This is a genomic window from Peptococcaceae bacterium (assembly GCA_024655825.1).
GTDB lineage: Bacteria > Bacillota > Peptococcia > DRI-13 > PHAD01 > JANLFJ01.
The window spans coordinates 1-26197 of record JANLFJ010000034.1 but is presented as its reverse complement, the minus strand read 5'-3'; the positions used below and the strand labels follow the sequence as shown (position 1 = coordinate 26197).

The following is a 26197-nucleotide window of genomic DNA, read 5'->3' as shown; positions in this document are numbered from 1 at the left end:
TAATGGGCAGTGTCTTTCGTGAAGTCTCGCTCTGGGCTGTCCCGGCCTTTTTGTTCCTTGTTCCTGTTTATGCTTTTTTCCGGGGGGTGAGGGTGTACGAAGCCTTTATCCGGGGCGCCGAGGAAGGGTTTGGCATTGCAGTGCGCATCATACCTTACCTTGTAGCCATGATGATGGCTGTCAGTATTTTTCGACAGGCCGGTGCAATGGATTTGTTGAGCCATGTCCTGGGGCCCGTTTTTAGAGCAGCCCGCATTCCGGCAGAAGTGGTTCCGCTGGCCCTGATGCGCCCGTTTTCAGGCGGCGGCGCGCTGGGTGTGGCTGCCGAGCTCATTAACTCTTACGGCCCCGATTCCCTGATCGGGAGAATGGCCTCGACTATGCAGGGAAGCACTGACACCACGTTCTTTGTCCTGACCGTATACTTTGGTTCCGTGGGTATAAAGCAGTACCGCTATTCTTTGGCCGTCGGGCTGATTGCCGATTTGACGACTTTTCTAGCCTCGGTGTACATTGTCAATACTGTGTTCGGTTAAGCGCCTGGCGCTGGGAATAACAGTTTGACAGGGAGGACGATTTTTGACAGTATAGGAGTTAGAAAACGCCTGGCAAGAAAGGTGAAATGCGGGTGGAAAGGCTGCAAAAATTCCTGGCTAAAGCGGGTGTATCCTCGCGGCGCCAAGCCGAAAACCTGATCAGGGATGGCCGGGTTAAAGTAAACGGCAGGGTGGTCCGGGAGATAGGCAGCAAAATAGACCCTCGCCGTGATAAAGTGACCCTGGATAACTGGGAAATAACAGCTGCTGAAAAAAAGGTGTATATCATGTTAAACAAGCCGCCCCGCGTAATCACCTCGCTGCGCGATCCCGCGGGAAGATTGAAGGTTACTGACCTGTTGAAAGGCGTTGAGGAAAGGGTTTACCCGGTAGGCAGGCTGGACTATCTTACAGAAGGGCTGCTGCTGTTAACCAATGACGGTGAGCTGGCCTATCGTCTTTCCCATCCCAGCTACGAGGTGGACAAGACATATATAGCCGTGGTCAGGGGAAACGTGGGGGAAAAAGCGCTGGGAAAACTGCGGGGCGGCATATGGCTGGAAGATGGACCAACAAGGCCCGCCCTGGTAAAAAGGTTGGCTGGGGGCAAGGGCTGGACCAAGCTGGAGATAACGATCCATGAAGGGAAAAACAGGCAGGTGCGCCGGATGTGCGAAGCGGTGGGACACCCGGTGCTTTCTTTGAAAAGGGTGCGTTATGGGCCTCTATACCTTGGGGATCTGGCTTCAGGGGCGTATCGCCACCTGAAGCCGGGGGAACTGAGAGCACTGCAAACAGCCTGCCGGTTCAATTAAACAGGACTCTGCTTAGCGGTTCCCTGTTCTGGTTAAGCTAGTGTCAGAGATAACGATAACCGGGGAAGTTTCCGTTGGAGAAAAGAGAAAAAAGAAGAAAACGAAATAAGGCTCAGGGTAGCGGGGAATATGTTGATTATGTTCTGCTGAGGACTGCGATTTGTGTTCTCATTTTTCTTGTTGTCATCCAGGCGGTCCTGGTCTCGTTTCCCCAGGCGGGGAAGCGTATGAATGTTGCCCTGCGCCTGGAAGGAGAGCCGCTGGAAATGGGTGATGCGGCGTTATACGCCGGGGGAGTTTCGTCAGTGCCGTGGGCCGTCCTTACTCTCAAGCTGGTGGATTACATGAGCCGCCCAGAGGTAAGCGTGATTGTTGATGGGAAAGAAGTGGGCAGTTTTTTGAGCAGTGAAGTTACCCTGAACGTCAGACACGGCAGTATAGTGGCGGTTAGAAACGACGACCCCAGGCTGCCGGTAAGCGTTATTGTAAGCAAAAAGACGCCCAACATTTTGGAGCCAAAGGTGAACAGCAGCGCTTCCGGGAATAATATGTTGTTTTTTGAGCCGGTTGTAATAAAATAATTGCGTTGCCGGGTCAATTAAAACGGTTGCATAATATTGCATATTATAATATAATCCATCTGAGTTCCCAGCAACGGAGATGGTGGAGCAATGAATTTCGGATCGAAAAAGATCGCGTATGCGGCCATTAAGATGGCTCTTTCTGAAAGCCGGGAAGAAGAAATGCGTCTTAAACAGGAATATGCCTCAGCCGGGATCAGGACCGCTGCAGTCGACGTAGGCGGTGAATTCGTAACCTCTATCAAGAAGATGCTGGAAAGAGCACTGGTATGCGCGAAGAGGGAAAACGTGATCAGGGAGAATCATTCTGACGAAGGCGCTGTTGCCGGCGCAGCCCGGGAAGCCATCTCGCAGATTATGCCCAAAGCCCTCGGCCTTAATGTGGGAGGTAAAATCGGTATTGCCAGGCAAAATGACCATATCAGCGTGGCGGTTTTTTTAGGAGTCGGCTTGCTGCACCTGGACGAAGTGGCAATTGGCCTGGGCCACAGGGCCTCGCCCGATATGGAGGATGACAGATGAGCAGGCTGTACGGAATAAGGGGAGCCACTACTGTCGAGGCCAATGAAAAAGAGGCCATACTGCGGGAAGCAGCAAGATTGATGAAGGAGTTAATCGAGGCCAACGGGCTGAAAGAGGACAACGTGGTGAGCGTAATATTCACCACCACCCCGGACCTTACAGCCGAGTTTCCGGCCAAGGCTTGCCGGGAAATGGGGTGGGCGGAAACCGCCCTGCTGGGAGCGGTGGAAGCTGACGTGCCGCACGGTATTCTCCGTTGTATTCGCGTGCTTATCCATGCCTACCTTGAAGAAGGCATGAAGCCAAGGCCTGTTTATTTGAACGATGCCGTTAAACTTCGCCCCGACCTTGTCCAGGAAAAAGATTCTTCCTGAAAGCGGCGAGGTTGTTTTTTGGAAGCGGGGCGGTTTAAACGAAATTGTTTCTAAAAAACCGCGTTACATTATGATAAAATTGATTTGGCATATTACGTAAAAGGATAAGGAAAAGCGAAGGGATGAGCAGCCTATCCAAATCGCGATCGACGGACCTGCGGGAGCAGGAAAAAGCACAATAGCCAAAGAACTGGCGAAAAGACTGGGCTTTGTTTATATTGATACTGGCGCGATGTACCGCGCGGTTACTTACCTGGCTGTCAAAAGGAATATTTCCTGTGAGGACGGGCCGGGCCTGGCCCGGCTTGCTGCAGAGGCCGATTTCAGGCTGGTGCCGTCAGGCTCTGGCAAGCAGCTTATAATCTGTGAGGGGGAGGATATAACGGAAGCGATCCGGGAACCGCTAATTAGCCAAAATGTTTCCCTGGTTTCCTCCCACCGGGAAGTACGCCGGGAACTGGTCAGAAAGCAGCGAGCCATGGCCAGCGGCCGCAACGTTGTCATGGACGGCAGGGATGTGGGTACTGTCGTTCTACCGGAGGCTGAATGCAAGATTTTTCTTACAGCGACCCTGGAGGAAAGAGCCCGTAGAAGGTACGAAGAAATGGTGGGCAAAGGATACGCGGGTGACTACGACTCTGTTAAAAAAGAACTGGCCCGGCGCGACGGCCTTGATGAGAACAGGGAGGTGGATCCCCTCCGCCCTGCTCCCGACTCGGTAATCATCGATACTACCGGCGTCAGGCAGGAAGCCGTGGTAAAACATATTTTAAAGATTTGTGAAGAGAAAAGAGGAAAAAATAGAGGAGAAAAGTAAGATGTTTTACCGCTTTGCCCGTGGACTTTTACGCTTGTTGATTGCGCTTTTTAACCGCTGGGAGGTGGAAGGCCTTGGAAACATGCCTTCCTCAGGGCCCGTGGTGCTGGCGGCTAATCACGTCTCTTACTGGGACCCGCCAGTTATGGGTTGTTCAGTGGATAGAATCGTTCACTTCATGGCCAAGGAAGAACTGTTTCACATGCCTTTTTTAAAATGGGTGCTGCCTCATCTCCAGTGTTTTCCAGTAAAGCGGAAAGTTGCGGATAAAAACGCGCTGCGCACGGCCCTTAGGTACCTGGAAAAAGGTGAAGTGCTCGGGATTTTTCCGGAGGGGACGAGAAGCAGGACGGGCGAAATGCTGCCGTTTGAACAAGGGGCTGCTTTGATTGCCTTAAAGGCTGGCGCACCCATAGTGCCTATGGGTCTAATAGGTACCCGGACGGCTTTTCCAGCCACCATCCGCGGCCGGATCAAAGTAAGAATAGGCAAACCCATACAGTACCCGGAGCTTTATGGAGCCAAACTTAAAAGCGAAGACTTGGAAAGGGTATGCGCGGAACTGGCCGCAAGAATCAACGATTTGCTGAAAGAGGCCTAAGGCAAAATAAAATAAGGAATGTTTTAACTGAAAGTTTAGGTCTGGAAACATTGTCAGGCAAGATACTCTTATGATAAAATTATAAGTTGTTTGGAGCTTATGGTGGTGTGATTATTTGGAGATTTTTTTAGCCGAAGAAGCGGGTTTTTGCGCGGGAGTAAAAAGGGCTATCCAGATGGCTGAAGAAGGCGCCAAAAACCAGCGCGTGGTTTCCCTGGGGCCGCTTATTCACAACCGGCAAGAAGTTGAGCGCCTGGAAAAACTGGGCGTGATCAGCGCAGGCGAAGAAGACCTTGGAGTTGAAGCAGGCGAAGGCGACGCAATACTGATCCGGTCGCATGGGGTTGGACCAAATACGGTGACGGAACTCCAGGCAAAAGGATGGCAGGTCATCGATGCCACCTGTCCTTTTGTCAAAAAGGCCCAGGAGCTGGCTCGCGAGGCAAAAGAGGAAGGGTACCAGGTAATAATTCTGGGCGACAAAGAGCATGCTGAGGTAAAGGGACTGCGCGCCTGGACCGATGAGACGGCGGTTGTCGCCGCTTCATGGCATGAATTGGAAAGAACGGCGCTTCCCGATAAAGTCGCGGTCTTAGCCCAGACCACGGAGAAAGAGGAACGGTTTGAAGAACTCGTTTCCTACCTGAAAGAAAAGGTTCCCGTGGTTAAGGTGATCCGAACCATTTGCCCGGCTACCAGGAAAAGGCAAAAAGCGGCGGCCGAACTGGCTCCCAAAGTTGATTTGATGATCATCATCGGGGGAAGGCACAGTTCAAATACCCGCAAACTGTTGGAAATATGCAGGAGCTATAATAAAAACAGCTGCCTGATTGAGGGGCCGGAAGATATTAGGCCGCATTGGTTCAAAGGGCTAAGGTCAGTGGGCATCACAGCAGGGGCTTCCACCCCGGCGTGGATTATCAAGGAGGTAATTGAGAAGATGGAAGAAAACATGGAACAAAAAGAGAAAAACACAGGTTTCGACGAGGAAAAAGTGGAGACAGAGTCTCAGGATTTGCTTCAGCCGGAAACAAGCGCATTGGATAGGCTGAAGGAAGACAGCCCCGCTGAGGAGAGGCCCGAAGAAGACGACACAGGCCCCAGTGAAATAGAAGGGGGAACACCAGCCCCTGCAGAGCCGTACGCGCCCGTGATGCAAGACGAGATCGGCTTTAAGAGCTTTAAGCCGGGTGATGTTCTTAAAGGAAAGGTTGTAAAAGTGAGCGCTGATGAGGTGCTGGTTGACATCGGCGGCAAATCAGAGGGAATTATTCCGGCGGCCGAATTGGCTTCCCGGCATGTAGACCCGAGGGAGTATGTTTCCGCGGGGCAGGAGATTATGGTGGAAGTATTAAAAGAAGATAAGGAAGGCAATGTCCTTCTTTCACATAAAAAAGCCAGGATGGAAGAGGCTTTAAACAGGCTGGAAGCCGCCCAGGCGGAAGGTTCTGTTGTTACGGCACCCGTAATAGAAGTGGTTAAAGGCGGCCTGCTGGTGGATGTAGGCATCCGGGGATTTGTACCCGCTTCCCAGGTTGATGTATCTTTTGTCCCTGACCTCGGCCAGTACCTGAAAAAGGAATTAAGAATGAAGGTGCTGGAGCTGGACAGAAAAAACAGGAAGGCGGTCTTATCGCAGAGAGCCGTACTGGAAGAGGAGCAGCGCAGGAAAAAAGAGGCCTTGTGGGCTGAGCTTGAAGAAGGGCAGACCAGAAAAGGTATAGTCAGGCGTCTGACCGACTTCGGGGCTTTTGTTGACCTGGGCGGGATAGATGGGCTTTTGCATGTTTCGGAAATGGGATGGGGTCGTGTGGGCAAACCTTCCGACGTGGTAAAAGAAGGTGAAGAGCTCGAAGTCAATATTATAAAGCTGGACCCCAGGAAGCAGAAAGTATCATTAAGCTTAAAAGGCCTGCTCAAGAGCCCTTGGGAAGCGGCAGCAGAAAAGTACCCGGTGGGAAAAGTGGTTGAAGGCAAAGTGGTAAGAATAGCGCCTTTTGGAGCTTTTATCGAACTGGAACCTGGTATTGACGGTCTGGTCCACATTTCCCAGCTTTCGACAAAACGGGTCGCCAAAGTGGAAGATGTTCTGACCACAGGCGAGAAAGTTGACGTTAAGGTTATCGAGAACGACCCGGAAAAGAAACGCATCAGTTTGAGTCTAAAGGAGATTGTCAGCGACAAGGAAAAAAACGAATACGAGACTTTCCTTGAGCGCCAGAAGGAAGGAAGCGGCGTGACCATCGGAGAGATTCTTAAAAAGAATAATAAAGAGAATAATAAGGGAGAAAACCATAAGGAAGGATAGGAGCTGGCGTACGCCGGCTTTTCCTTTTATATGGATACAGGTATCCTTGTAGGTACGTGCCCGTTAATTAATTTGAGCACAGATTAAGGAATCCGGGGATGGGATTATGGCTGATGAAAAACAGGTAAGAGAAGAAAGAAAACATGCCCATGTCGCTCATGCCGTTGCTTTGGGAAAAGGGCCTCTTCCTGCCGGGTGGGAAGACATCTATCCGGTACACCAGGCCCTTTTGCGGCATGACTTAACTGAAATCGATACAGGCGGTACGCTGTTTGGAAAAAGGCTGGTGCTGCCGCTGGTAATCAACGCCATGACAGGAGGGGCGCCCGGGCTGGAAAAGATCAATGCTTCCCTGGCCAGGGTGGCCAGGGAAGCGGGGGTTGCGCTGGCCGTGGGGTCGCAGGCCGCCGGCCTGGCTAACCGGGAAATCCGCCACACTTACCAGGTGGTTCGCGAATTCAACCCGGATGGCCTGGTGATGGCCAATGTGAGCGCTGCGGCCGGACCTGAACGAGCCCGCGAAGCCGTTGAGATGATCGGCGCCGATGCATTACAGCTTCACCTCAATGGCGCCCAGGAGCTGGTGATGACCGAAGGCGACAGGAAATTCCGGGGTTTGGCCGATAATATAGCCCGTATTGTTGAGAAGTCCGACGTCCCGGTAATGGTTAAAGAGGTGGGGTTTGGCATTTCCAGGGAGACGGCAGGGCGCCTGGTAAAACTGGGAGTTGCGGCGATAGACGTAAGCGGGGCGGGGGGGACGAATTTCGCCGCAATCGAATTGGCTCGCAATCCCCGCGATAACCTCGATTTTATGAGGTTTTGGGGAATTACGGCGGCCTGTTCTCTCCTGGAAGTGAAAAGTTTGGGATTGCCTTTGGAGGTGGTCGCCTCGGGAGGGATAAGTTCTTCGCTGGACATGATGAAAGCGCTGAGCCTGGGGGCCAATGCCGTCGGGATCGCCGGCTATTTTTTAAAAATACTGGCGCAAAAGGGTGAAGAAGCGCTGCTGTTGAGAATACGGCAGATGCAAGAGGAGTTGAAAATGCTGCTTTTGATGACAGGAGCAGGCGATATTAGAAGCCTTGCCGGGATACCGCTCGTCATCACGGGGTTTACCCGCGCCTGGTGTGAACAAAGAGGTATCGACACGGCTAAATACGCGCAAAGGTAAAAGGGCGTGACAATCAGGACTGGCTGGAGGTGAGAATTTTGCCGGCGGAGAAAAAAGCAGAAATCGAAATCAGGTCTGAATGGTGCAAGGGCTGCGGAATCTGTTACAGCTTATGCCCGAAAAATGTGCTGGGCAAAGACCAGCAAGGCAAAGCAGTTGTAGTGAACCCGGAATTATGCAGTAAATGCAGGATTTGCGAGGACCACTGCCCTGATTATGCTATAAGGATTGGAGGATAAACCATTGAATAGAGAGAGGAAGGCGCAGCTTCTTCAGGGGAACCAGGCCTGTTCCCTGGCGGCAATTGATGCCGGCGTCCGTTTTTACGCCGGGTATCCCATAACGCCATCCACGGAAATTGCCGAATTCATGGCCGAACATTTACCCAGGATCGGGGGCAAATTCATCCAAATGGAAGATGAGCTTGGAGGCATGGGCGCCGTCCTGGGCGCGGCCCTGACCGGAGCAAAGGTGATCACAGCCACCAGCGGGCCGGGGTTTTCGCTCAAACAGGAAAACATCGGTTTCGCGGCTATGGCTGAAATCCCCTGTGTGATTGTCAATGTGCAGCGCATGGGTCCCAGCACCGGCGGTCCGACCTCGCCCGCCCAGGGCGACATCATGCAGGCCCGCTGGGGGACGCACGGCGATCACCCGATAATCGCCCTGTCTCCCGCCTCGGTGCTGGAAACTTACGAATTGACCGTCAAGGCCGTCAATTTTGCTGAGAAATTCCGGGTGCCGGTAATTATATTATTGGATGAGGTTGTTGGGCACATGAGGGAAAAGGTCGTGCTGCCGGACCCTGCCGAACTGGAAGTGGTTGACCGCAAGAGGCCGGCTGTTCTACCGGGCAGCTACAGGCCCTATGAAACTGATGACACAGGAATACCGGCCATGGCGGATTTCGGAACAGGCTACCGCTGGCATGTTACAGGGCTTACCCACAACGAAGAAGGAGCGCCCACCGGGCAAGCGGATTCTGTTGAACGCCAGCTGACAAGGCTGTTTACCAAGCTCGATCGGTACGAGGAAGAAATAACGCTCTATAAAACATTTAAAACCGCTGATGCAAGCTGCTTGTTCATCACTTTCGGCTGTACGGCGCGCAGCGCGGCGGAAGCAGTGAATATCCTGCGGGAAGAAGGCTTAAAGGCCGGGCTTCTTCAGCTGCAGACCATCTGGCCTTTTCCCCGGAAGGTCGTGAAGGAATTAACCAGGGACAAGGAGCTTGTCTTTGTGCCTGAGCTGAACTGGGGGCAGCTCAGGGGCGAAGTGGAAAAATATGCTCCCGGCAAGGAAAAGCTCTATGGAATCAATAAGATCAACGGCGAGCTGATCACCCCGCAGGAAATTGCGGCGAGAGTAAAGGAGGTGGCCAAAGCGTGCTGAAGGATATAGAAGGCATGATGCGCACCGGGCGCCTTCCTCACATCTGGTGTCCGGGCTGCGGCAACGGCATCGTCATGAAGGCCATGCTGGAGGCTATTCATGAAAGCGGGCTCAACACAGACAAGATCGTGGTCGTATCCGGGATCGGATGCTCTTCAAGAGCGCCCGGCTATCTTAATTTTGACACGGTTCATACCACCCACGGCAGGGCACTGGCTTTTGCCACCGGCATCAAGCTGGCTAAACCGGAACTCAGCGTTTTTGTGGTAACCGGCGACGGGGACGGAACGGCCATAGGAGGAAACCACCTGATACATGCGGCCCGGCGGAACATCGACTTAAACGTCATCTTGTTCAACAACAATATTTACGGGATGACGGGAGGCCAGTATTCGCCTCTCACGCCGCAGGGGAGGTTTGCCACCACATCCCCCTACGGGAACCTGGAGCGTTCCTTTGACATCTGCGACCTGGTCAGGGGAGCCGGCGCTACTTACGTGGGGAGAGGCACTGTCTATCACACCAAACTGCTCACGGAACTCGTTAAAAGTGCTATCCGTAACAAGGGGTTTTCCTTTGTGGAAGCGGTGAGCATTTGCCCCGTTTCGTACGGCCGGAGGAACAAGCTTGGTTCAGCGCCTGAGATGCTGAAATGGCTGCGCGACAATGCGGTTGCGGTTAAAGCCGCCCGGGCGATGGAACCGGAAAAACTTGCCGGGAAATTTGTGATCGGTGAGTTGTACCGGGAAACGGCCCCGGAATACACGGAACTATATGCAGGGTTGATCGCCCGTATTAAAGAAGGGAGCTGAGCTTCGTTGAGCGATAGAAAAGAGGTGCGTTTGAGCGGGACAGGAGGCCAGGGCATCATCCTGGGCGGGATTCTCCTGGCAGAGGCTGCCGTTCTTGACGGAAAGGAAGTGGTCCAGACGCAAAGCTACGGCCCGGAAGCTCGCGGCGGGGCAAGCAAAGCCGAGGTGGTCATCAGTTCCGGCCCGATTCTCTATCCCAAGGTGATCCTGCCAGACTTTCTTCTGGTTATGTCGGAAGAAGCGGCCCGCTTTTATGCAGGCAAAGTGGCTTCAAACGGCCTGGTTATGATGGATGAAGCCGTCGCCGGTTTTGGAGCGCCGGCGGAACGGGCCAGGGTCGTAAAAATTCCTTTTGCCAGGCTGGCCAGGGAGGAAATAGGCAATTTCCTTACGACCAATATTATTGCTGTCGGGGCGCTGGCTGCCGCCGGCGGCATCGTCAGCCTGGAGGCCCTGGAAGAAGCCGTGCGGCTCAGGCTGGTCAAGGTGGCGGCGTTGAACATCAAAGCCCTGCATCTTGGCTGGGAGCGGGGGAGTAAAGAAGCTGGTTGACGGATTGCGGCAGGTGGCAGATAATGAGTGTTGAAAGGAAACAGCGGTTAGGGAGGTGAGACGGTTTGGAAATAGTGGTTTCGCAAACCAGGTTGAAAGTGGTCCAGGGGGATATTACCGTGCAGGAGGTTGACGCGATAGTGAACGCCGCCAATTCCAGCCTGATGGGAGGAGGGGGAGTCGACGGCGCGATACATAGGGCCGGTGGACCCAGTATACTGGAAGAATGCCGGGAAATTGTAAACAGGCAGGGCGCCTTACCGCCCGGCGAGGCTGTGATCACGGGAGGAGGGCGGCTAAAGGCCAGGTATGTGATCCACACTGTGGGCCCGGTTTGGCGGGGAGGAAAAAACAATGAGCAAGAGATCCTGAGAAGGGCCTATTATAACAGCCTGGAACTGGCCAAAGAAAAGGGTCTCCGCACGGTGGCGTTTCCTTCCATCAGCACCGGCGCTTACGGTTATCCGGTGGCAGACGCAGCCTCGATAGCCCTTTCGACAATTGTTGAATATCTTGAAAAAGCATGCTTCAACGAGGTGCGCATGGTTCTTTTCAATGATGAAATTTTCCGTATATACCGGGAAACTTTATGCCGCTTGCAGGCCGCCAGGACTTGAGAACACCACAGCCCGGATACCGAACGAATCCGGGTTTTTTAGTTTTTGGAAAAAGGAATTTGCCTTGATATACAGAATTGTAAAATATGATATGTATAAATACTGAATACAGGAGCGGTTATGATTATTTCCACGAAAAAGGAAAGATGCAAGCAGTGTTATGCCTGCGTTAGAAACTGCCCCGTCAAGGCTGTCAAAATAGAAAAGGGTCAGGCGGAGGTGATAGATTACCGCTGCATTGAGTGCGGGAACTGCTTGAAGGTGTGCTCTCAGGATGCGAAGCAGGTTTTAAGTTACAAAAAAGAGGTCATGGAAATGCTTGCCGGGGATAAACCAGTTTCCTTAATTCTGGCCCCGTCTTTTGCTTCCGTATTTGACCTGGAAAAACCCCTCCGGCTTGTTTCCGCCCTGAAAGCCCTGGGTTTCAGGGATGTTTGGCCGGCTGCCTTGGGAGCGCAGCTTTTGGTACCGGAGTATAGGAAACTGGTTGCCAGAAGTAAAATGACCATAAGCTCTTCTTGCCCCGCCGTGGTGAGCATGGTGGAGAAGCATTTCCCTTCTCTTCTCAAGCACCTGGCTCCCATTGCCTCTCCCATGGGGGCCACTGCCCGCTACATCGGGTTGAATGACCCTGGGGCCAGGCTGGTTTTTGCCGGTCCCTGCGTGGCGAAGATTGGAGAAATCAAGTATTACCAGGACATGATAACCTGTGCGCTTACCTTTAAAGAGTTAAAAAGAATACTTGAGGAACGCGACATAGATCCGGCGGCTTTGCCGGAGGGAGAATTTTCAGGGCCTGTTCCCCTGGACGGTCATTTAATCCCATTGTCGGGCGGGCTGGCCAAAATGCTCCGTTTCGACCTGAACCTGCTGGATACCGATGTCCTGGTGGTAGACGGTCAGAAAGAGTGTTATCAAGCCCTGGAGGACATCAGCCGGGGCAAGCTCAATGCCAGGTTTATAGACATGCTGATGTGCCGCGGTTGTATCGACGGGCCGGCCAGTGAAAGCAGGAAAAATTTATATACCAAAAAAGCGGGTATAATCGAGTACTATGAGAGCATCCCGCAGGAGAAAAAGATTAAAGGGCAGGAAATTATTGAAAAAATAGAAGGGCTTAACCTGGCGCGAGAGTTTTCCAACCGGCAGGTTGTTCTTCCGCAGCCCTCGGATGGGGAAATCAAAAGGATCCTGGCCGGCACAGGCAAGCTGAGCCCTCAGGACGAGATAAATTGTGGCGCCTGCGGGTACAGCTCCTGCCGGGAGAAAGCCGTGGCGGTATATCAGGGTATTGCCGAAGTGGAGATGTGCCTGCCCTACTTGTTGGACAAGAAGACCAAACTGCTGGAACAACTGGACCAGGAACTGCATGTCATCGAGGAACTAAACCGTGAACTGGACGGGATTGTGGAAACGTCGTACGACGGGCTTTGCATCACCGACGGAAAGGGGATCATTATAAAGGCCAATAAGGCTTTTTTACACCTGTACGGGCTGCCTGAAAATATAAAAGGAACTTATGCCGGGGAACTGGAAGAGCGCAAACTGGCCTATCCTTCGGTGACGGTGCTGGTAATAAAGGAAAAAAGGCCGGTGACGATAGTGCAAAAGATCCATACCGGCCGCAATCTTTTGGTGACCGGCACGCCGGTCTTTGATGAAAACGGCCGGCTGAGCAGGGTGTTAATCAATTCGCGCGATTTTGAAGAACTGGAAAAGGTGAAGAACAAATTTGAAAACAACCTGCGTCAAATGGAAAGCGCAGGGAAGAATTACGGCACGGACAGTGTAATCGCTTACAGCCTTTCCATGGCCAGGGTTCTGGAGACTTGCCGGAAAATAGCCAAGGTCGACTCAACTGTTTTGTTGAGCGGTGAGTCGGGGGTGGGGAAGGATATTATTGCCCGCTATATACACAGCATCAGCAACAGGAAAGACGGGCCCTGGGTAAAAGTGAACTGCGGATCCATTCCCGAATCCCTCATCGAATCGGAACTGTTTGGTTATGAAGCCGGGGCGTTTACCGGCGCAAAAAGGGAGGGGAAAGTAGGCATGTTCGAGCTGGCGCACGGCGGGACGATCTTTTTGGATGAGATCGGGGAACTGCCTTACAACCTGCAAGTAAAGCTCCTTCAGGTTCTGCAGGAAAAACGGGTCGTACGGCTGGGCGGGACCAGACCGGTAGAGATTGACGTGAGGATTATTGCCGCTTCCAATCGTAACCTGGAAGAAATGGTGGCGAAAGAAAAGTTCAGGCAGGACCTTTATTACCGCTTGAATGTGGTTCCCATTGCCATTCCTCCCCTCCGCAGCCGGAGAGACGACATCAATCCGCTTGTTCATCACTTTTTGAAGTTATATAATACAAAATACGGCGTAAATAAGAGGATGAGCGGCAGCGCTATTCAATTGTTGAATGGTTATAGCTGGCCCGGCAATATCCGGGAGCTTTCCAACCTGATTGAACGGCTGGTGGTGACGGTTGATCAGGACTTGATAGATGAAAACAGCCTGCCTTCATACTTGAAGGATGAGGCCGTTCTCCACAGCGCGGAAGGATTACCGCGCCTGGCTGATGCTCTTGAAATGCTGGAAAAAGAGATTCTGGTCAAAGCCAACCAGGTTTACGGCAACAGCTATAAAATAGCTGAAGCCTTGGGGATAAACCAGTCCACGGTTGTCAGGAAATTAAAGAAATACGGCATAAAATAAAGTCTTAATGCAAAACGGAATCCCTAATGCAGAGATGCATTGAGCGATTTTTCCTTGATAAATACTGAGAAGAGCGGTTCTGATGCGCCAACGCATTAAAGAATCCCGGTTTACACGAGCATTAACCGGGATTCTTTGTTTTTTTGCATGCGCAGAAAAGTACAAATATTTGTGAAAAAGAAGTTTTTCTTTATTATCAAATCCCCTTGCCAGGCGGCAGAAGGTTGATTAAGATTGTTGTTAATATTTTCTTGTCCGGTAAAAAAGCTGGCATGAAAATTGCATTGTGTTTTTGCAAATGAACAGAAAAAGGAGGAAGGGTTTGATGGAGTTTATCTCCGCTCTGTGTCAGGAAGGATTGAAAGAAGACGAGTATGAGCGCGTCATGAGCATTATTAAAGAATTCAAAAGACAGCCTGGTGCGGTGATCCCGATTTTGCACGAAGTGCAAAAGGTTTTCGGTTATTTACCCCCGGCAGTACAGGACCTGATCGCCACTGAATTGGGAATGCCGGTGGTGGACGTTAACGGGATTGTTTCGTTTTACACGTTGTTCAGGGAAAAACCAAAGGGGCAGTATGTTATTGGGGTATGCAAGGGCACGGCCTGTTATGTAAAAGGAACAGAGAGAATATTGAGCAAGCTGAAGTCAGTCCTGGGAATCGAACCCGGGGATACGACCAAGGACGGTGTTTTTTCCCTGGAAGTGCTGCGGTGTTTGGGTTCCTGCGGGTTGGGGCCGGTAATCATGATTAACGATAAGGTGTATACGCGTGTTAAGGCCGAAAAGATAGAAGAGATATTGGCCAGCTATTATCCCGCTGATAAAAAACAATAGAAGGGGGGATGAAAAATGACGCCGGTTAAGGACAAAATGATTGAATTCCGGCAAAATTCAATTAAGATTTACAGGAAGTTGGAAGAGGAAAAAAAGAATAAAACCCGGATTATTGTTCACCTGGGAATTTGCGGTACTTCAGTCGGGGCCAAGGAAGTGGAAAAAAGGCTGATCAAACTCACCGAAAAGCACGATATGGTTGGGAAGGTGATCATTGAGCCTGCTGGATGCCTGGGCTTATGCAGCATGGAACCAATAATCCAAATATTTAAACCGGGGATGAGGAGTTCTGTGTATGCCCTGGTTACTGAAGAAATGGCGGAAGTGATTTTTACGCAGCATGTCATTAACGGGGTGGCTGTTGTCCCGTGGCTGCTGTCAACGAGAATGGAGAGGAGGTAGGAGATTCGCAATGGAGATATACAGGAATCATGTGCTTGTTTGCGGGGGCGGCGGCTGTGTCTCCTCCGGCTGCGAAGAGGTTGCCAAGACTCTGCAGGAAGAAATGAAAAAGTATGGGATCGACAAGGAAATCAAGGTGGTAATAACGGGCTGTATGGGTCCGTGCGCTCTTGGCCCCATGATGATCGTTTATCCTGACGGCATTTTTTATAAAAAGCTGACCCCTGACGATGTCCGGGAAATCGTGGAAAAGCACCTTTACCAGGGCAACGTGGTGGAGAGGCTGTTGTTCGAAGGAGAAAACGATGTAAACAATATTTCCTTTTTCAGCAACCAGGTTAAAATCGCCCTGCGAAACGTGGGGATAGTAGACCCCAATAATATTGAACACTACATTGCCCGGGACGGGTACTTTGCCCTGGCCAGGGTGCTGGGAGAAATGGAGCCCGCCCAGGTAATCAGGCACATAAAGGAGTCGGGCTTGAGGGGAAGAGGCGGCGCCGGCTTTCCTACCGGTTTAAAGTGGGAACTGGCCGCCCGGAGCGCGGGGCCGGTCAAGTATGTCGTTTGCAATGCGGATGAAGGAGACCCGGGCGCTTACATGGACAGGAGCATTATCGAAGGCGACCCCCATTCCTTGATCGAAGGGATGATCATTGGCGGGTATGCCATTGGAGCCAACAAAGGCTTCGTGTACATCCGCGCTGAGTACCCGCTTGCCGTGGAACACCTGGATCTTGCGATCAGGCAGGCGCGGGAAAAAGGGTTTTTGGGCGGCAATATTTTTGATTCCGGTTTTAGTTTTGATATTGAAATCAGGGTCGGCGCTGGAGCCTTCGTTTGCGGCGAAGAAACTGCCCTGCTCCGGTCTATTGAAGGGGAAAGGGGTGAACCGCGTCCCAAGCCGCCGTTCCCGGCAGACCGGGGTTTGTGGCAGAAACCCACGGTGATCAATAACGTGGAGACCTGGGCCAATGTACCGCCGATTATTTTAAACGGGACGGAATGGTTTAAGTCAGTGGGCACAGCTAAATCACCGGGAACAAAGGTGTTCGCCCTGGCCGGGAAAATTGAGAACAGCGGCCTGGTTGAGGTTCCTATGGGCGCTACCCTGGGCGAAGTCATTTTCGAAGTTGGCGGCGGGATACCGAAAGGCAAGAAGTTTAAAGCCGCCCAAACCGGAGGCCCGTCCGGCGGGTGCATACCAATACAGTACCTCAATGTTCCCATGGATTACGAATCGTTGACTGAACTAGGGACGATTATGGGGTCCGGCGGGTTAATAGTCATGGATGAGGACACTTGCATGGTCGACCTGGCCAAATTTTTCCTGGAGTTTGTGCAGGAAGAATCATGCGGGAAATGTGTTCCTTGCCGTGTGGGCACCAAAAGGATGCTGGAAATACTCGAGAATATCACCAGGGGCAAGGGCCAGCCAGGGGACATCGAAAAACTGGAAAAGCTGGGCAAGCATATCAAGGATACGGCCCTCTGCGGGCTGGGACAGACTGCCCCCAACCCGGTTTTGAGCACTATTTGCTACTTCAGGGAGGAGTATGAAGAACACATTAAAAACAAGTACTGCCGGGCTTCGGTCTGCGCGTCGCTGTTCGTATCGCCTTGCCAGAACTCTTGCCCGGCGGGGATAGACGTCCCGCGCTATATCGAGGCTGTCCAGCGCAAGGCTTACGCCGACGCGGTGGATATTATCAGGGAGGACAATCCGTTCCCTTCGGTTTGCGGGAGGGTCTGCAACCATCCCTGCGAAAGACGCTGCCAGAGAGGTCAGCTTGACGCCCCGGTAGGGATCCGTTATATTAAGCGGTTTGCCGGGGATTATGAACTGGCCAACTGGGAAAAATCCATAAAAAGGGTGCAAAAGAAAATGGCCGGGGTTACGCCCAACGGTAAAAAAGTCGCCGTGGTGGGATCAGGTCCGGCCGGGCTGACCGTCGCCTATTTTCTGGCCAAATGGGGTTACAAGGTGATGGTTATTGAGGAGCAGCCCGTGCTTGGCGGAATGCTGGCCCTGACTATTCCGGCCTATCGACTGCCGCGGGATATTCTCAACAAGGAAATTGAATGGATACTGGCTCACGGTATTGATGTTATGCTTAATACCTCCGTGGGAAAAGATATTTCCCTCAGTTCCCTGGTCAAGGAGTACGACGCCGTTTTTGTGGGGATCGGCTGCCACAAGGACAGCCCTCTTGACGTTCCGGGGGAAGACCTGCCTGAGGTTTATTCGGCTCTCAGCTTCTTGAAAGATGTTTGCCTGGGGCACGAGGTCCAGATAGGAAAGCGCGTTGCGGTAATAGGGGGCGGCAATTCCGCCATTGACGCAGCCCGGGTTGCCAAGCGGCTGGGAGCAAGGGAAGTGAGCATCATCTACCGGAGGAACCGTGAAGATATGCCGGCGGAAAAGAGCGAAATCGAAGATGCGGCGAACGAAGGCATAGAAATTCACTGCCTTACAACGCCCGTACGGGTAATCGAAGAAAACGGGCACGTGGTGGGGCTGGAATGCATCAGGCTGGAGCCGGGCCAGTACGACAAGTCGGGAAGACGGACACCGGTTCCGGTAGAAGGATCAAATTTCGTGGTGGAGATAGATACTGTCATCACGGCCGTGGGGCTGTTCCAGGATATTGAAAACCTGGTGGTCGACGATGAGATAACCCTGGGCAGCGGGAAGGTTATCGAGGTTGACAAGGAAAGCATGATGACCTCCATTCCGGGGGTATTTGCAGGAGGCGACTGCGTCAGGGGACCTGAAACGGTGATCAGCGCCATAGCCGACGGGCGGAAGGCCGCCCAGACCATTGACCGTTACCTGGGCGGGAAGAACTACGAATCGTTCGATAAGAGGCAGATCAAGAGAGAACTTTACCAGCCGGTTATCGAAGGGGAGCGGGAACGGATCAACCCGACGATCCTGCCGCCGGAGCAAAGAAAGTTCAATTTTGACGAGGTGGAGGCTACTTTGACCGAAAAAGAAGTCCAGTATGAAGCCAGCCGCTGCCTGCGCTGCGATGTGAAATAGGGAGGAGGGAACGATGATGAAAGTGAATCTGCTTATTGACGGCAGGGAAGTGTCGGTCGAGGCGGGATTAACGATTCTGGAAGCAGCCAGGTCAGCCGGGATTCATATCCCAACTCTCTGTTATCTTAAAGACATCCAGTCGATCGGCGCTTGCCGGGTTTGCGTGGTGGAAGTGGAGGGGGCGAAAAGCCTGATGCCTGCCTGCACAACGGAGGTTTCGACGGGTATGAAGGTGTACACGAATACCAGCCGGGTGAGAGAGGCACGTAAAAGCGTAGTGAACCTGATCCTGTCCGATCATCCCCAGGAATGCCTTTCCTGCACCCGCAATAATAACTGCGAGCTGCAGAAGGTCGCCGCCGAGCTGGGCATCAGGGAACTGGAATACTCATACCCAGGGAGAAGAAGAGAAAAGGACGATGGGAACCCTTCAATCGTTAGGGACCCCGACAAATGTATTTTGTGCCGCCGTTGCATCAGTGTTTGCCATGAGGTCCAGGGTGTCGGGGCCATCGGGGCGCTGGACAGGGGGTACAATACCATTGTGTCTCCCGCCTTTAAACTCCCGCTGGGTGATGTAATGTGCACTCTCTGCGGCCAGTGTGTCAATGTCTGCCCGACGGGAGCTTTGAGCGAGAAGAGCTATATCGACGAGGTCTGGAAGGCGTTGAGCGATCCTGACAAGCATGTTGTCGTCCAGACGGCTCCCGCCATCAGGATTGCTCTCGGCGAAGAGTTCGGGATGGGAGCCGGAGCCATTGTGACGGGAAAACTGGTGGCCGCCTTAAAACGTCTGGGGTTTGACGGCGTTTTCGATACGGATTTTGCGGCCGATTTGACCATCATGGAAGAAGGGTCGGAACTTCTGGAAAGGCTCAACAAAGGCGGGAAGCTGCCGCTCATCACTTCCTGCAGTCCCGGCTGGATCAAGTACATGGAGCATTTTTACCCGGAATTTATCCCGAACATCTCGACATGCAAATCGCCGCAGCAAATGTTTGGAGCCATCATGAAGACTTATTACGGGATTGTAAACGGTATTGCCCGGGAAAGGATTTACACGGTGTCGGTGATGCCGTGCACCGCCAAGAAATTCGAGTGCGAGCGGCCGGAGATGAGAGCAAGCGGTTTTAAGGATGTGGACGCCGTCCTGACGACCAGGGAGCTGGCTGCCCTTATCCGGCAGGCCGGCATAGACTGGGATATGCTGCCGGAAGAGGAGTACGACGATCCGTTCGGCATGGGAACAGGGGCCGGGGTTATTTTTGGAGCGACCGGCGGGGTGATGGAAGCGGCCTTGCGCACGGTATACGAAATCGTTACCTCAAAGCCGCTGGAGAAGCTGGAGTTTACTGATGTCCGGGGTATGGAGGGCGTTAAAGAAGCAACAGTGCCGGTAGGCGAACTGGAAGTAAAAGTGGCCGTGGCCCACGGGTTGGGGAATGCCAAAAAGATTCTAGAGGCAATTAAAGCCGGGGCCGAGTACCACTTTGTGGAGATTATGGCCTGCCCCGGAGGCTGCCTGGGCGGAGGGGGTCAGCCTCTTAACACGGCTGACTACGTCGGGATACGCAAAAAGAGGATGGAGGCCGTCTACGAAGCGGACCGCGGCCTTCCCCTCAGGAAATCACATGAGAACCCGTATATTAAAAAGATCTACGAGGAGTTCCTGGGCAAACCTTTGGGCGAAATGTCGCACAAGCTCCTGCACACCCACTACAGGAACAGGAAACGATCCGGAATGTAAAGGAAAGAAACGATTAGTAATAACAAAACAGGGTGATAAAAAACGGGCGTTGCTGCCCGTTTTTTATTGCAAACAGGAAAGTTGCATTCCACCACGTGATTGACAAAAAGCTCCCCAAGGCAAGCATTGTTAAATGCTTTTTGATAACGAAGCTGTATAATATAATCAGGCCGGTGACGCCTGGATAACGCTGGCAGGCATTTGATAATACGGAGACAGGAATAAGGAAATGCAGGGGGCATATGATGTGGAACGTTATTTTTCGCCTGGATTTGAACAACCGTTCATTACCGGGTCATCTTCGCACCTCGGCGCCCTGGCGCTGATCGCTGCCGTGAATATCCTGCTGTTTGCCGCGCGCCGGAGCTTGCGGGGATATAGGACAGGGGCGATTGTCCGCCGGGTAATGGCCTTTACCCTTCTTTTGCTGGAGGCTTCCCTCCAGGTCTGGCCTTTAGTCAACGGCTTCTGGTCGGCGAGGTACTCGCTGCCTTTGCACCTCTGCGACATGGCTATGTTCCTTTCCGCCGCCATGCTGCTGACCGGGAATTACAGTGTATATGAGCTTGCCTATTTCTGGGGGCTCGGCGGAGCCAGCCAGGCTCTACTTACGCCGGATACCGCTTATGCCTTTCCCCATTTTACTTTCCTGGTTTTCTTTGCTTCGCACGGCCTGATCATTACTGCCTGCCTGTGGATGACCTTTATCGAAAACTACAGGCCAAGGGCCAGGTCTGCAGCGAAAGCCTTTGCGGCTGCCAATATTTATCTGCTGGTGATGGCTGTTATCAATTCGGTGCTGGGAAGCAACTACCTGTACATCTGCCAAAAGCCAGCCGGGCCTTCGCTCCTGGATTACCTGGGGCCGTGGCCGTGGTACATTTTGTCTCTGGAGGCGGTGGGAGCGGTTACTTTTTTGCTGTGTTACCTTCCTTTTGCCGCAAGCGATTATTACAATTTTCATAAACTAAGGAAAACACGGCGGAATCGCGTTCGAGACCTGTCCGCGTAGAAGGTTATTTGGCATGGATTGATTTGAATAAGAATCATGGGGGGAGCTTATGAAGAACCTGATGTATTTTGCGGGAGCGGTTGCCGTGATGCTGGTTGGGCTTGTTTTCACGGCGGCGGGCAGAATTTTTTGGGGCGCGCTCCTATTCATTGCCGGACTTATTCTGCTCGTTCACTGGAATACGATCAGTTACCGCTGGCAGTGCAAAAGCTGCGGCGCCGTCTTTTCCATCAACATGCGGCAGACCTTTACCGGTCTAAACAGCTTTCGCTCAAAACTCTTGTATTGCCCGCGGTGCGGCAGGCGAACCTGGTGCAGGAGCGTGGTCAAGTGAGTGAAAACACTTATCGTTCACTTTTAATTTACTATTTTTCGGGGACAGGGAATTCTTACCGCGTTGCCCGTATTGCCGGCGAAACGTTTGCCGATAAGGACCGCGAGGCGAAAGTTGCCTCTATAGCGGGCGCAAAACCGCGAGAAGAAGTAAAAGATGGCGTTGCTCACCTCCTGGGGCTGGTCTTTCCCACACATGCCTTTACCGTGCCTTGGGCGATGCTTCGCTTTTTACTGAAGTTCCCCCGCCGCAGAGGGACTCATGCCTTTGTCATGCCTACCCGGGGCGGGACTAGGTTTGGACGCTTCTTTCCACCCGGCCTGGAAGGCACTGCCGGGTACCTGGCGGCACTGGTATTGTCCTTCAAGGGCTACCGGGTAAGAGGGGTCATGGGCATTGACATGCCCTCCAACTGGGTCGTCGTACATCCGGGTTACAGCGAGGCTAATGCCCGGGCGATCATAGACAGGGCCAGAGAAAAAACAGTTCGTTTTATGAATTCGCTGCTCGCTGGCAACCGCGTTTTTAGAGGACGGGTTTGTCTTCTCATGGGGCTGCTTTTGCTGCCTGTATCCTTGGGTTTTCTTGTACTGGGACGTTTTTTCCTGGTAAAAATTTTCTACGCCAGCTTCCGCTGCACTGCCTGTGGTTTTTGCGTGAAAAACTGCTCGTACCGGGGTGTGCGGCTGCGGGGGGTCAAGAATAAACGGCCGTACTGGACCTTTTCCTGCCAGAGCTGTATGCGCTGCATGGCTTATTGCCCGTCAAAAGCTGTGGAGGCCAGTTATTTGCTTGCTGCGGTTTTTTGTTTGGTTTTTACGATCCCGGCGGGTCACTATTTGATAAGCTTAATTACCGTCAACCTGCCGGTAAGCGGCCCTGTCCTAACGGCGTGGCTTGATCCTATATTGACATATACTTACAGGATTGGTTCGATTTATATCGTTTACAGGCTGTTTCACGCGCTGCTTGGCCTTGCGCCGGTCAACAGGTTAATCACGCATATCACTCCGACCCCGTTTTTCCGGCGTTACCACGAGCCGGAAACGAAAGCGGGAGAATTGCGGCGGTTTGAATTGCAGGGTGACCGCTTGCCCGGCAGAACCTGACGCCGCCAGTGTGGTGATAATGAAACATGGAAGCCGGACTCATAAAAAAGCCCCTGCAATAACAGACTAGTAATGCAGGTAAAAAAGCTGTAAAGCAGGGGTGTGATTATATCATGGCTGAGCGAATGATTGAACAGCTGGTGGAAAACGCCAAGCTTGCCCTTGGGGAAATGATTAAGCTGGACCAGGAAAAGGTCGATGCTATCGTCAAGGAGATGGCCATCGAGGGTCTGGCCAATCACATGCGGCTGGCCAAGATGGCTGTTTCGGAAACAGGGATGGGAGTATACGAGGACAAGGCCGTCAAAAACATGTTTGCCACGGAATACATTTATCACAGCATCAAGTACCAGAAATCGGTAGGGATCATTGAGGAAAACGAGGAAGAGGACTATTACGACCTGGCCGAACCGGTAGGGGTTATTGCCGGGATTACGCCGGTGACCAATCCAACATCAACAACCATGTTCAAGGCGATAATCTCGATGAAGACGAGAAACCCCATCATTTTCGCTTTTCATCCTGGTTCCCAGGAGTGCAGCGCGGAAGCGGCCCGCATCATGAGAAACGCGGCTGTCCGCGCCGGGGCGCCTCCGAATTGCATCCAGTGGGTGGAAGAGCCGTCTGTTGAAGCCACGCAGTTTCTTATGAAGAATGACGGGGTTTCTCTCATCCTGGCAACAGGAGGGTCTTCCATGGTCAAGGCCGCCTACAGCGCGGGCAAACCCGCCCTGGGAGTGGGACCGGGCAATGTGCCCTGCTATATTGAAAAGTCGGCCGACCTCCGGCGGGCAGTTACCGATTTGATCCTGTCCAAGACCTTTGACAACGGGATGATCTGCGCCTCGGAACAGGCGGTGATCATTGATGACGAGGTCTACGACCGGGTTGTGCAGTTGATGAAGGATAACGGGTGTTATTTTGTCAGCGGTGAGGAAAAGCGGATGCTGGAAGCCCTGGCCATTGACACGGTGAAATGTGCCATGAACCCGGCAATAGTGGGGCAGCCTGCTACGGAAATAGCCAGGAAGGCGGGCTTTAACGTTCCGGCAGGCACCAAAATACTGGTGGCTGAACTGGAAGGAGTGGGGCCCGATCATCCTCTTTCCCGGGAAAAACTCAGTCCTATCCTGGCCTGTTACAGGGTGAAAGACTCCTGGGAAGGATTGAGAAGGTCCGTGGAGATGGTTAATTTCGGCGGGTCAGGACATTCTGCCGTTATCCACTCGGAAAACGAGGAGGTCATCAACGAGTTTGCCAAACAGGTCAACACGGGAAGACTCATTATCAACCAGCCTTCAAGCCACGGGGCCATCGGCGACATTTACAACACCAATCTCCCCTCCCTAACCCTGGGCTGCGGCTCCTTCGGGAGGAACAGCACCACTGCAAACATCACTTCTGTCAATCTCATCAACAGAAAGCGGGTGGTAAAAAGGAGGTATAACATGCAGTGGTTTAAGATACCTGAGAAAATCTATTTCGAGCCAGGGGCAGTCCAGTACCTGTCCAAGATGCCCGACATCTCCCGCGCCTTTATTGTTACCGATGAAATGATGGTAAAGCTGGGGTACGTGGATAAGGTCCTTTACCGCCTGCGTCACCGGGAAGGACGCAATTACGTCCATTCCGAGATTTTCAGCGGTGTGCGGCCCGATCCTACGATCCAGACGGTGAAAGAAGGAGTGGAAGCGGTCAATGCCTTCAAACCCGACGTGATTATAGCCCTGGGGGGCGGGTCCGCCATTGACGCGGCCAAAGCCATCTGGCTGTTTTATGAATACCCTGAAACGAGGTTTGAGGATTTGCGCCTGAAGTTCATGGATATCAGAAAGAGGGTGGCCAAGTTTCCCCGCCTTGGCAAAAAGGCCAGGCTGGTGGCCATTTCCACCACATCGGGTACCGGTTCGGAAGTGACCTCCTTTGCCGTCATAACCGACCCGGAGACCCAGACCAAGTACCCCTTGGCTGATTACGAGCTGACACCGGATGTGGCCATAGTCGATCCGGATTTTGTGGAAAGCATGCCGGCGGGGGTTGCGGCGGATACAGGAATGGATGCCCTTACCCATGCCCTGGAGGTCTATGTTTCGGTGATGGCCTCGGATTATACCGACGCGCTGGCCATGAAAGCCATCCAGCTGGTTTTTGCCTACCTGCCCAGGTCGTTCCGGAATGCCGGCGACCGGGAAGCCCGGGAGAAGATGCATAATGCGTCGACTATCGCCGGCATGGCATTTACCAATGCCTTTTTGGGCATCAATCACAGCCTGGCCCACAAACTGGGAGGCGAGTTTCACATTCCCCATGGCAGGGCCAATGCTGTCCTCCTCCCGCATGTCATCAGGTATAACGCGTCAGTGCCCACAAAGTTCAATGCTTTTCCGAAATATGAACACTACGTGGCCCATGAAAAATACGCGGAAATTGCCAGGAACCTGGGACTGCCTGCCCGTGATACCCGTGAAGGAGTGGAAAGCCTTGTCTCGGCCGTGGTCAACCTCATGAAGGAACTGAAGATGCCCTTGTCTTTAAAAGAAATGGGCATACCGGAAGAACGCTTCCTGGAGCTTTCCGAAGAACTGGCCGAAAAGGCCTTCGAGGACCAGGCCACTACGGCCAACCCCCGTTTTCCCCTGATTTCTGAACTGAAAGAGATTTATCGCCAGGCATATTACGGAATGCCTGAAGAGCTGGAAATGACCGTTTTCCCCCAGCCCCAGGCAGTGCAGGAACCGGAAAAAGAAACGCCTGCCGGGATTCCGGTTTACAGCCGGGAACCGGAGCAGCCGCCGGGTCTGCATTGAATCAGCGGCAGGATTATTCTTAATGAATCGGGATTACTATAAGTGATATAATTTAAACTGCTCAAACATGTCGGAATTGGCTGTGCGAATGAAAACACGGATGGAGGCAAGAGGATGGAGGAGTTTATTATACGGAACATGAAAGCCGATGATTACGACAAGGTTATCGAGATATGGAAGGAATCGGAAGGGATCGGCTTAAGCGAAGCCGACTCCAGGGGAAGCATTCTTTTTTACCTGGAGCATAATCCGGGGATGAGTTTTGTCGCAGAGGACGAAAACGGTATAGCGGGTGCGGTCCTGTGCGGTCACGACGGGAGAAGGGGATACCTTCACCACTTGGCGGTTAAAAAAGAGGCCAGAGGGAAAGGACTGGGGAAAAGGTTGGCGGAAAAATGCCTTGACAGGCTGAAAGAGGCCGGCATTAAAAAGTGCCATATATTCGTTTTGGCAGATAATGAAGAAGGTTTGAAATTTTGGAATGAGTTGGGTTGGCAGAAAAGAAAAGATATCATCCTGCTATCGAAGAATATATAAAAATTGGCATATACAAAGAAGATTTTGCTTAAAAAGCGGGTCTCTTCAGCAAAAAAAGTTGCCAAATTTTGAATAATGTATGGTAGAATGTTCGATAGAAAGCAAAAATTGTAAATAATGCAGATATTATAGAAGGAATTAGACAAATTTCACAGTGGGCATACGAGGGTGGGGATTGTTTGAAAAAAATAGTTTCAATTAATTTAAAAGATACCGGAGAAATTTATGTCTTTTTCCCTTATGACCTCGCTTACATTGAAAAAATCAAAACAGTTCGAGGATACAGGTGGGATCAAGATCAGAAGTGTTGGGTCTTCAAGGAGGGGAAAGCAAGCTCAAGGAAATAGTTGAAGTTTTCGAAGAAACAGAGATAAAAGTTTTTAAATTAAAGAAAGAGTTGCTAACCTTGATAATGATATCAACAAAGAAGATATTGACGATGCTCTCGCCGAAATGAAACTGCTCGGGTACAGTTCAAAGACCGTTAAATCCTATTTGCATCACTAGCGTTGCAATAAATTAAAATCTGTTTGTCAACCAACGAATACACGAGAT

25 protein-coding genes are annotated in these 26197 nt (G+C 52.2%); all 25 read left to right on the top strand.

Translation table 11 applies throughout. The annotated features are described in order from the left end of the window. The first annotated feature begins 2 nt into the window (after positions 1-2). The 25 genes from NUV48_12190 (at position 3) to NUV48_12070 (ending at position 25989) form a co-directional block, all read left to right on the top strand. Complete coding sequence (locus NUV48_12190) at positions 3-536, top strand: spore maturation protein (protein MCR4442898.1); 534 nt, start codon at positions 3-5, stop codon at positions 534-536. A gap of 92 nt (positions 537-628) precedes the next feature. Then, positions 629-1351, top strand: a complete 723-nt coding sequence (locus tag NUV48_12185; protein MCR4442897.1) for an rRNA pseudouridine synthase — start codon at positions 629-631, stop codon at positions 1349-1351. Positions 1352-1425: 74 nt separating this feature from the next. Beyond that, positions 1426-1932 (top strand): hypothetical protein, encoded by a 507-nt coding sequence (locus tag NUV48_12180; protein ID MCR4442896.1) that lies wholly within the window; start codon positions 1426-1428, stop codon positions 1930-1932. A gap of 90 nt (positions 1933-2022) precedes the next feature. Then, complete coding sequence (locus NUV48_12175) at positions 2023-2454, top strand: HutP family protein (protein ID MCR4442895.1); 432 nt, start codon at positions 2023-2025, stop codon at positions 2452-2454. Continuing rightward, positions 2451-2828, top strand: a complete 378-nt coding sequence (aroH, locus tag NUV48_12170; GenBank protein ID MCR4442894.1) for a chorismate mutase — start codon at positions 2451-2453, stop codon at positions 2826-2828. The genes NUV48_12175 and aroH overlap by 4 nt, the downstream gene beginning before the upstream one ends. Before the next feature lie 133 nt (positions 2829-2961). Then, complete coding sequence (cmk, locus tag NUV48_12165; GenBank protein MCR4442893.1) at positions 2962-3645, top strand: (d)CMP kinase; 684 nt, start codon at positions 2962-2964, stop codon at positions 3643-3645. 1 nt (position 3646) lies between these two features. Beyond that, complete coding sequence (locus NUV48_12160; GenBank protein MCR4442892.1) at positions 3647-4246, top strand: 1-acyl-sn-glycerol-3-phosphate acyltransferase; 600 nt, start codon at positions 3647-3649, stop codon at positions 4244-4246. A gap of 115 nt (positions 4247-4361) precedes the next feature. Continuing rightward, entirely contained in the window at positions 4362-6554 is a 2193-nt protein-coding gene (locus NUV48_12155; protein MCR4442891.1) for a bifunctional 4-hydroxy-3-methylbut-2-enyl diphosphate reductase/30S ribosomal protein S1, read from the top strand. Positions 6555-6660: 106 nt separating this feature from the next. Beyond that, positions 6661-7728, top strand: coding sequence for a type 2 isopentenyl-diphosphate Delta-isomerase (gene fni, locus NUV48_12150; GenBank protein MCR4442890.1), 1068 nt, complete (start codon positions 6661-6663; stop codon positions 7726-7728). A gap of 35 nt (positions 7729-7763) precedes the next feature. Next, the gene (locus tag NUV48_12145) at positions 7764-7967 is read left to right on the top strand and encodes a 4Fe-4S binding protein (protein MCR4442889.1); all 204 of its coding nucleotides are present in this window, start codon (positions 7764-7766) and stop codon (positions 7965-7967) included. Positions 7968-7971: 4 nt separating this feature from the next. Then, positions 7972-9120, top strand: coding sequence for a 2-oxoacid:acceptor oxidoreductase subunit alpha (locus tag NUV48_12140; GenBank protein ID MCR4442888.1), 1149 nt, complete (start codon positions 7972-7974; stop codon positions 9118-9120). Continuing rightward, positions 9114-9932, top strand: a complete 819-nt coding sequence (locus tag NUV48_12135; protein ID MCR4442887.1) for a 2-oxoacid:ferredoxin oxidoreductase subunit beta — start codon at positions 9114-9116, stop codon at positions 9930-9932. Before NUV48_12140 ends, NUV48_12135 begins: the two co-directional genes overlap by 7 nt. A 6-nt stretch (positions 9933-9938) precedes the next feature. After that, positions 9939-10484, top strand: a complete 546-nt coding sequence (locus tag NUV48_12130; GenBank protein MCR4442886.1) for a 2-oxoacid:acceptor oxidoreductase family protein — start codon at positions 9939-9941, stop codon at positions 10482-10484. Positions 10485-10549: 65 nt separating this feature from the next. Beyond that, positions 10550-11101 (top strand): O-acetyl-ADP-ribose deacetylase, encoded by a 552-nt coding sequence (locus tag NUV48_12125; GenBank protein MCR4442885.1) that lies wholly within the window; start codon positions 10550-10552, stop codon positions 11099-11101. Between the two features lie 120 nt (positions 11102-11221). Next, on the top strand, positions 11222-13813 hold the full coding sequence (locus tag NUV48_12120) for a sigma 54-interacting transcriptional regulator (protein MCR4442884.1): 2592 nt from the start codon (positions 11222-11224) through the stop codon (positions 13811-13813). Positions 13814-14138: 325 nt separating this feature from the next. Continuing rightward, positions 14139-14651, top strand: a complete 513-nt coding sequence (gene nuoE, locus NUV48_12115; GenBank protein MCR4442883.1) for an NADH-quinone oxidoreductase subunit NuoE — start codon at positions 14139-14141, stop codon at positions 14649-14651. A 15-nt stretch (positions 14652-14666) separates the two neighbouring features. After that, entirely contained in the window at positions 14667-15053 is a 387-nt protein-coding gene (locus tag NUV48_12110) for a (2Fe-2S) ferredoxin domain-containing protein (GenBank protein ID MCR4442882.1), read from the top strand. A gap of 10 nt (positions 15054-15063) precedes the next feature. Next, positions 15064-18096 carry an NAD(P)-binding protein gene (locus tag NUV48_12105; GenBank protein ID MCR4442881.1) on the top strand — a complete coding sequence of 1011 codons (3033 nt, stop codon included), beginning with the start codon at positions 15064-15066 and terminating at the stop codon, positions 18094-18096. Positions 18097-18109: 13 nt separating this feature from the next. Beyond that, positions 18110-19843: an NADH-dependent [FeFe] hydrogenase, group A6 gene (locus NUV48_12100; GenBank protein ID MCR4442880.1), complete on the top strand. Its 1734-nt coding sequence runs from the start codon at positions 18110-18112 to the stop codon at positions 19841-19843. A gap of 247 nt (positions 19844-20090) precedes the next feature. Further along, a complete protein-coding gene (locus tag NUV48_12095; protein MCR4442879.1) occupies positions 20091-20855 on the top strand; it encodes a TIGR02206 family membrane protein in 765 nt (254 codons plus the stop codon). A 49-nt stretch (positions 20856-20904) separates the two neighbouring features. Further along, the gene (locus NUV48_12090; GenBank protein MCR4442878.1) at positions 20905-21189 is read left to right on the top strand and encodes a hypothetical protein; all 285 of its coding nucleotides are present in this window, start codon (positions 20905-20907) and stop codon (positions 21187-21189) included. Continuing rightward, entirely contained in the window at positions 21186-22298 is a 1113-nt protein-coding gene (locus NUV48_12085) for an EFR1 family ferrodoxin (GenBank protein ID MCR4442877.1), read from the top strand. Before NUV48_12090 ends, NUV48_12085 begins: the two co-directional genes overlap by 4 nt. Positions 22299-22411: 113 nt before the next feature. After that, positions 22412-25105: a bifunctional acetaldehyde-CoA/alcohol dehydrogenase gene (gene adhE / locus NUV48_12080; GenBank protein MCR4442876.1), complete on the top strand. Its 2694-nt coding sequence runs from the start codon at positions 22412-22414 to the stop codon at positions 25103-25105. A gap of 114 nt (positions 25106-25219) precedes the next feature. Next, complete coding sequence (locus NUV48_12075) at positions 25220-25642, top strand: GNAT family N-acetyltransferase (protein MCR4442875.1); 423 nt, start codon at positions 25220-25222, stop codon at positions 25640-25642. A 179-nt stretch (positions 25643-25821) separates the two neighbouring features. Beyond that, positions 25822-25989, top strand: a complete 168-nt coding sequence (locus tag NUV48_12070; GenBank protein ID MCR4442874.1) for a hypothetical protein — start codon at positions 25822-25824, stop codon at positions 25987-25989. Positions 25990-26197: the final 208 nt, after the last annotated feature.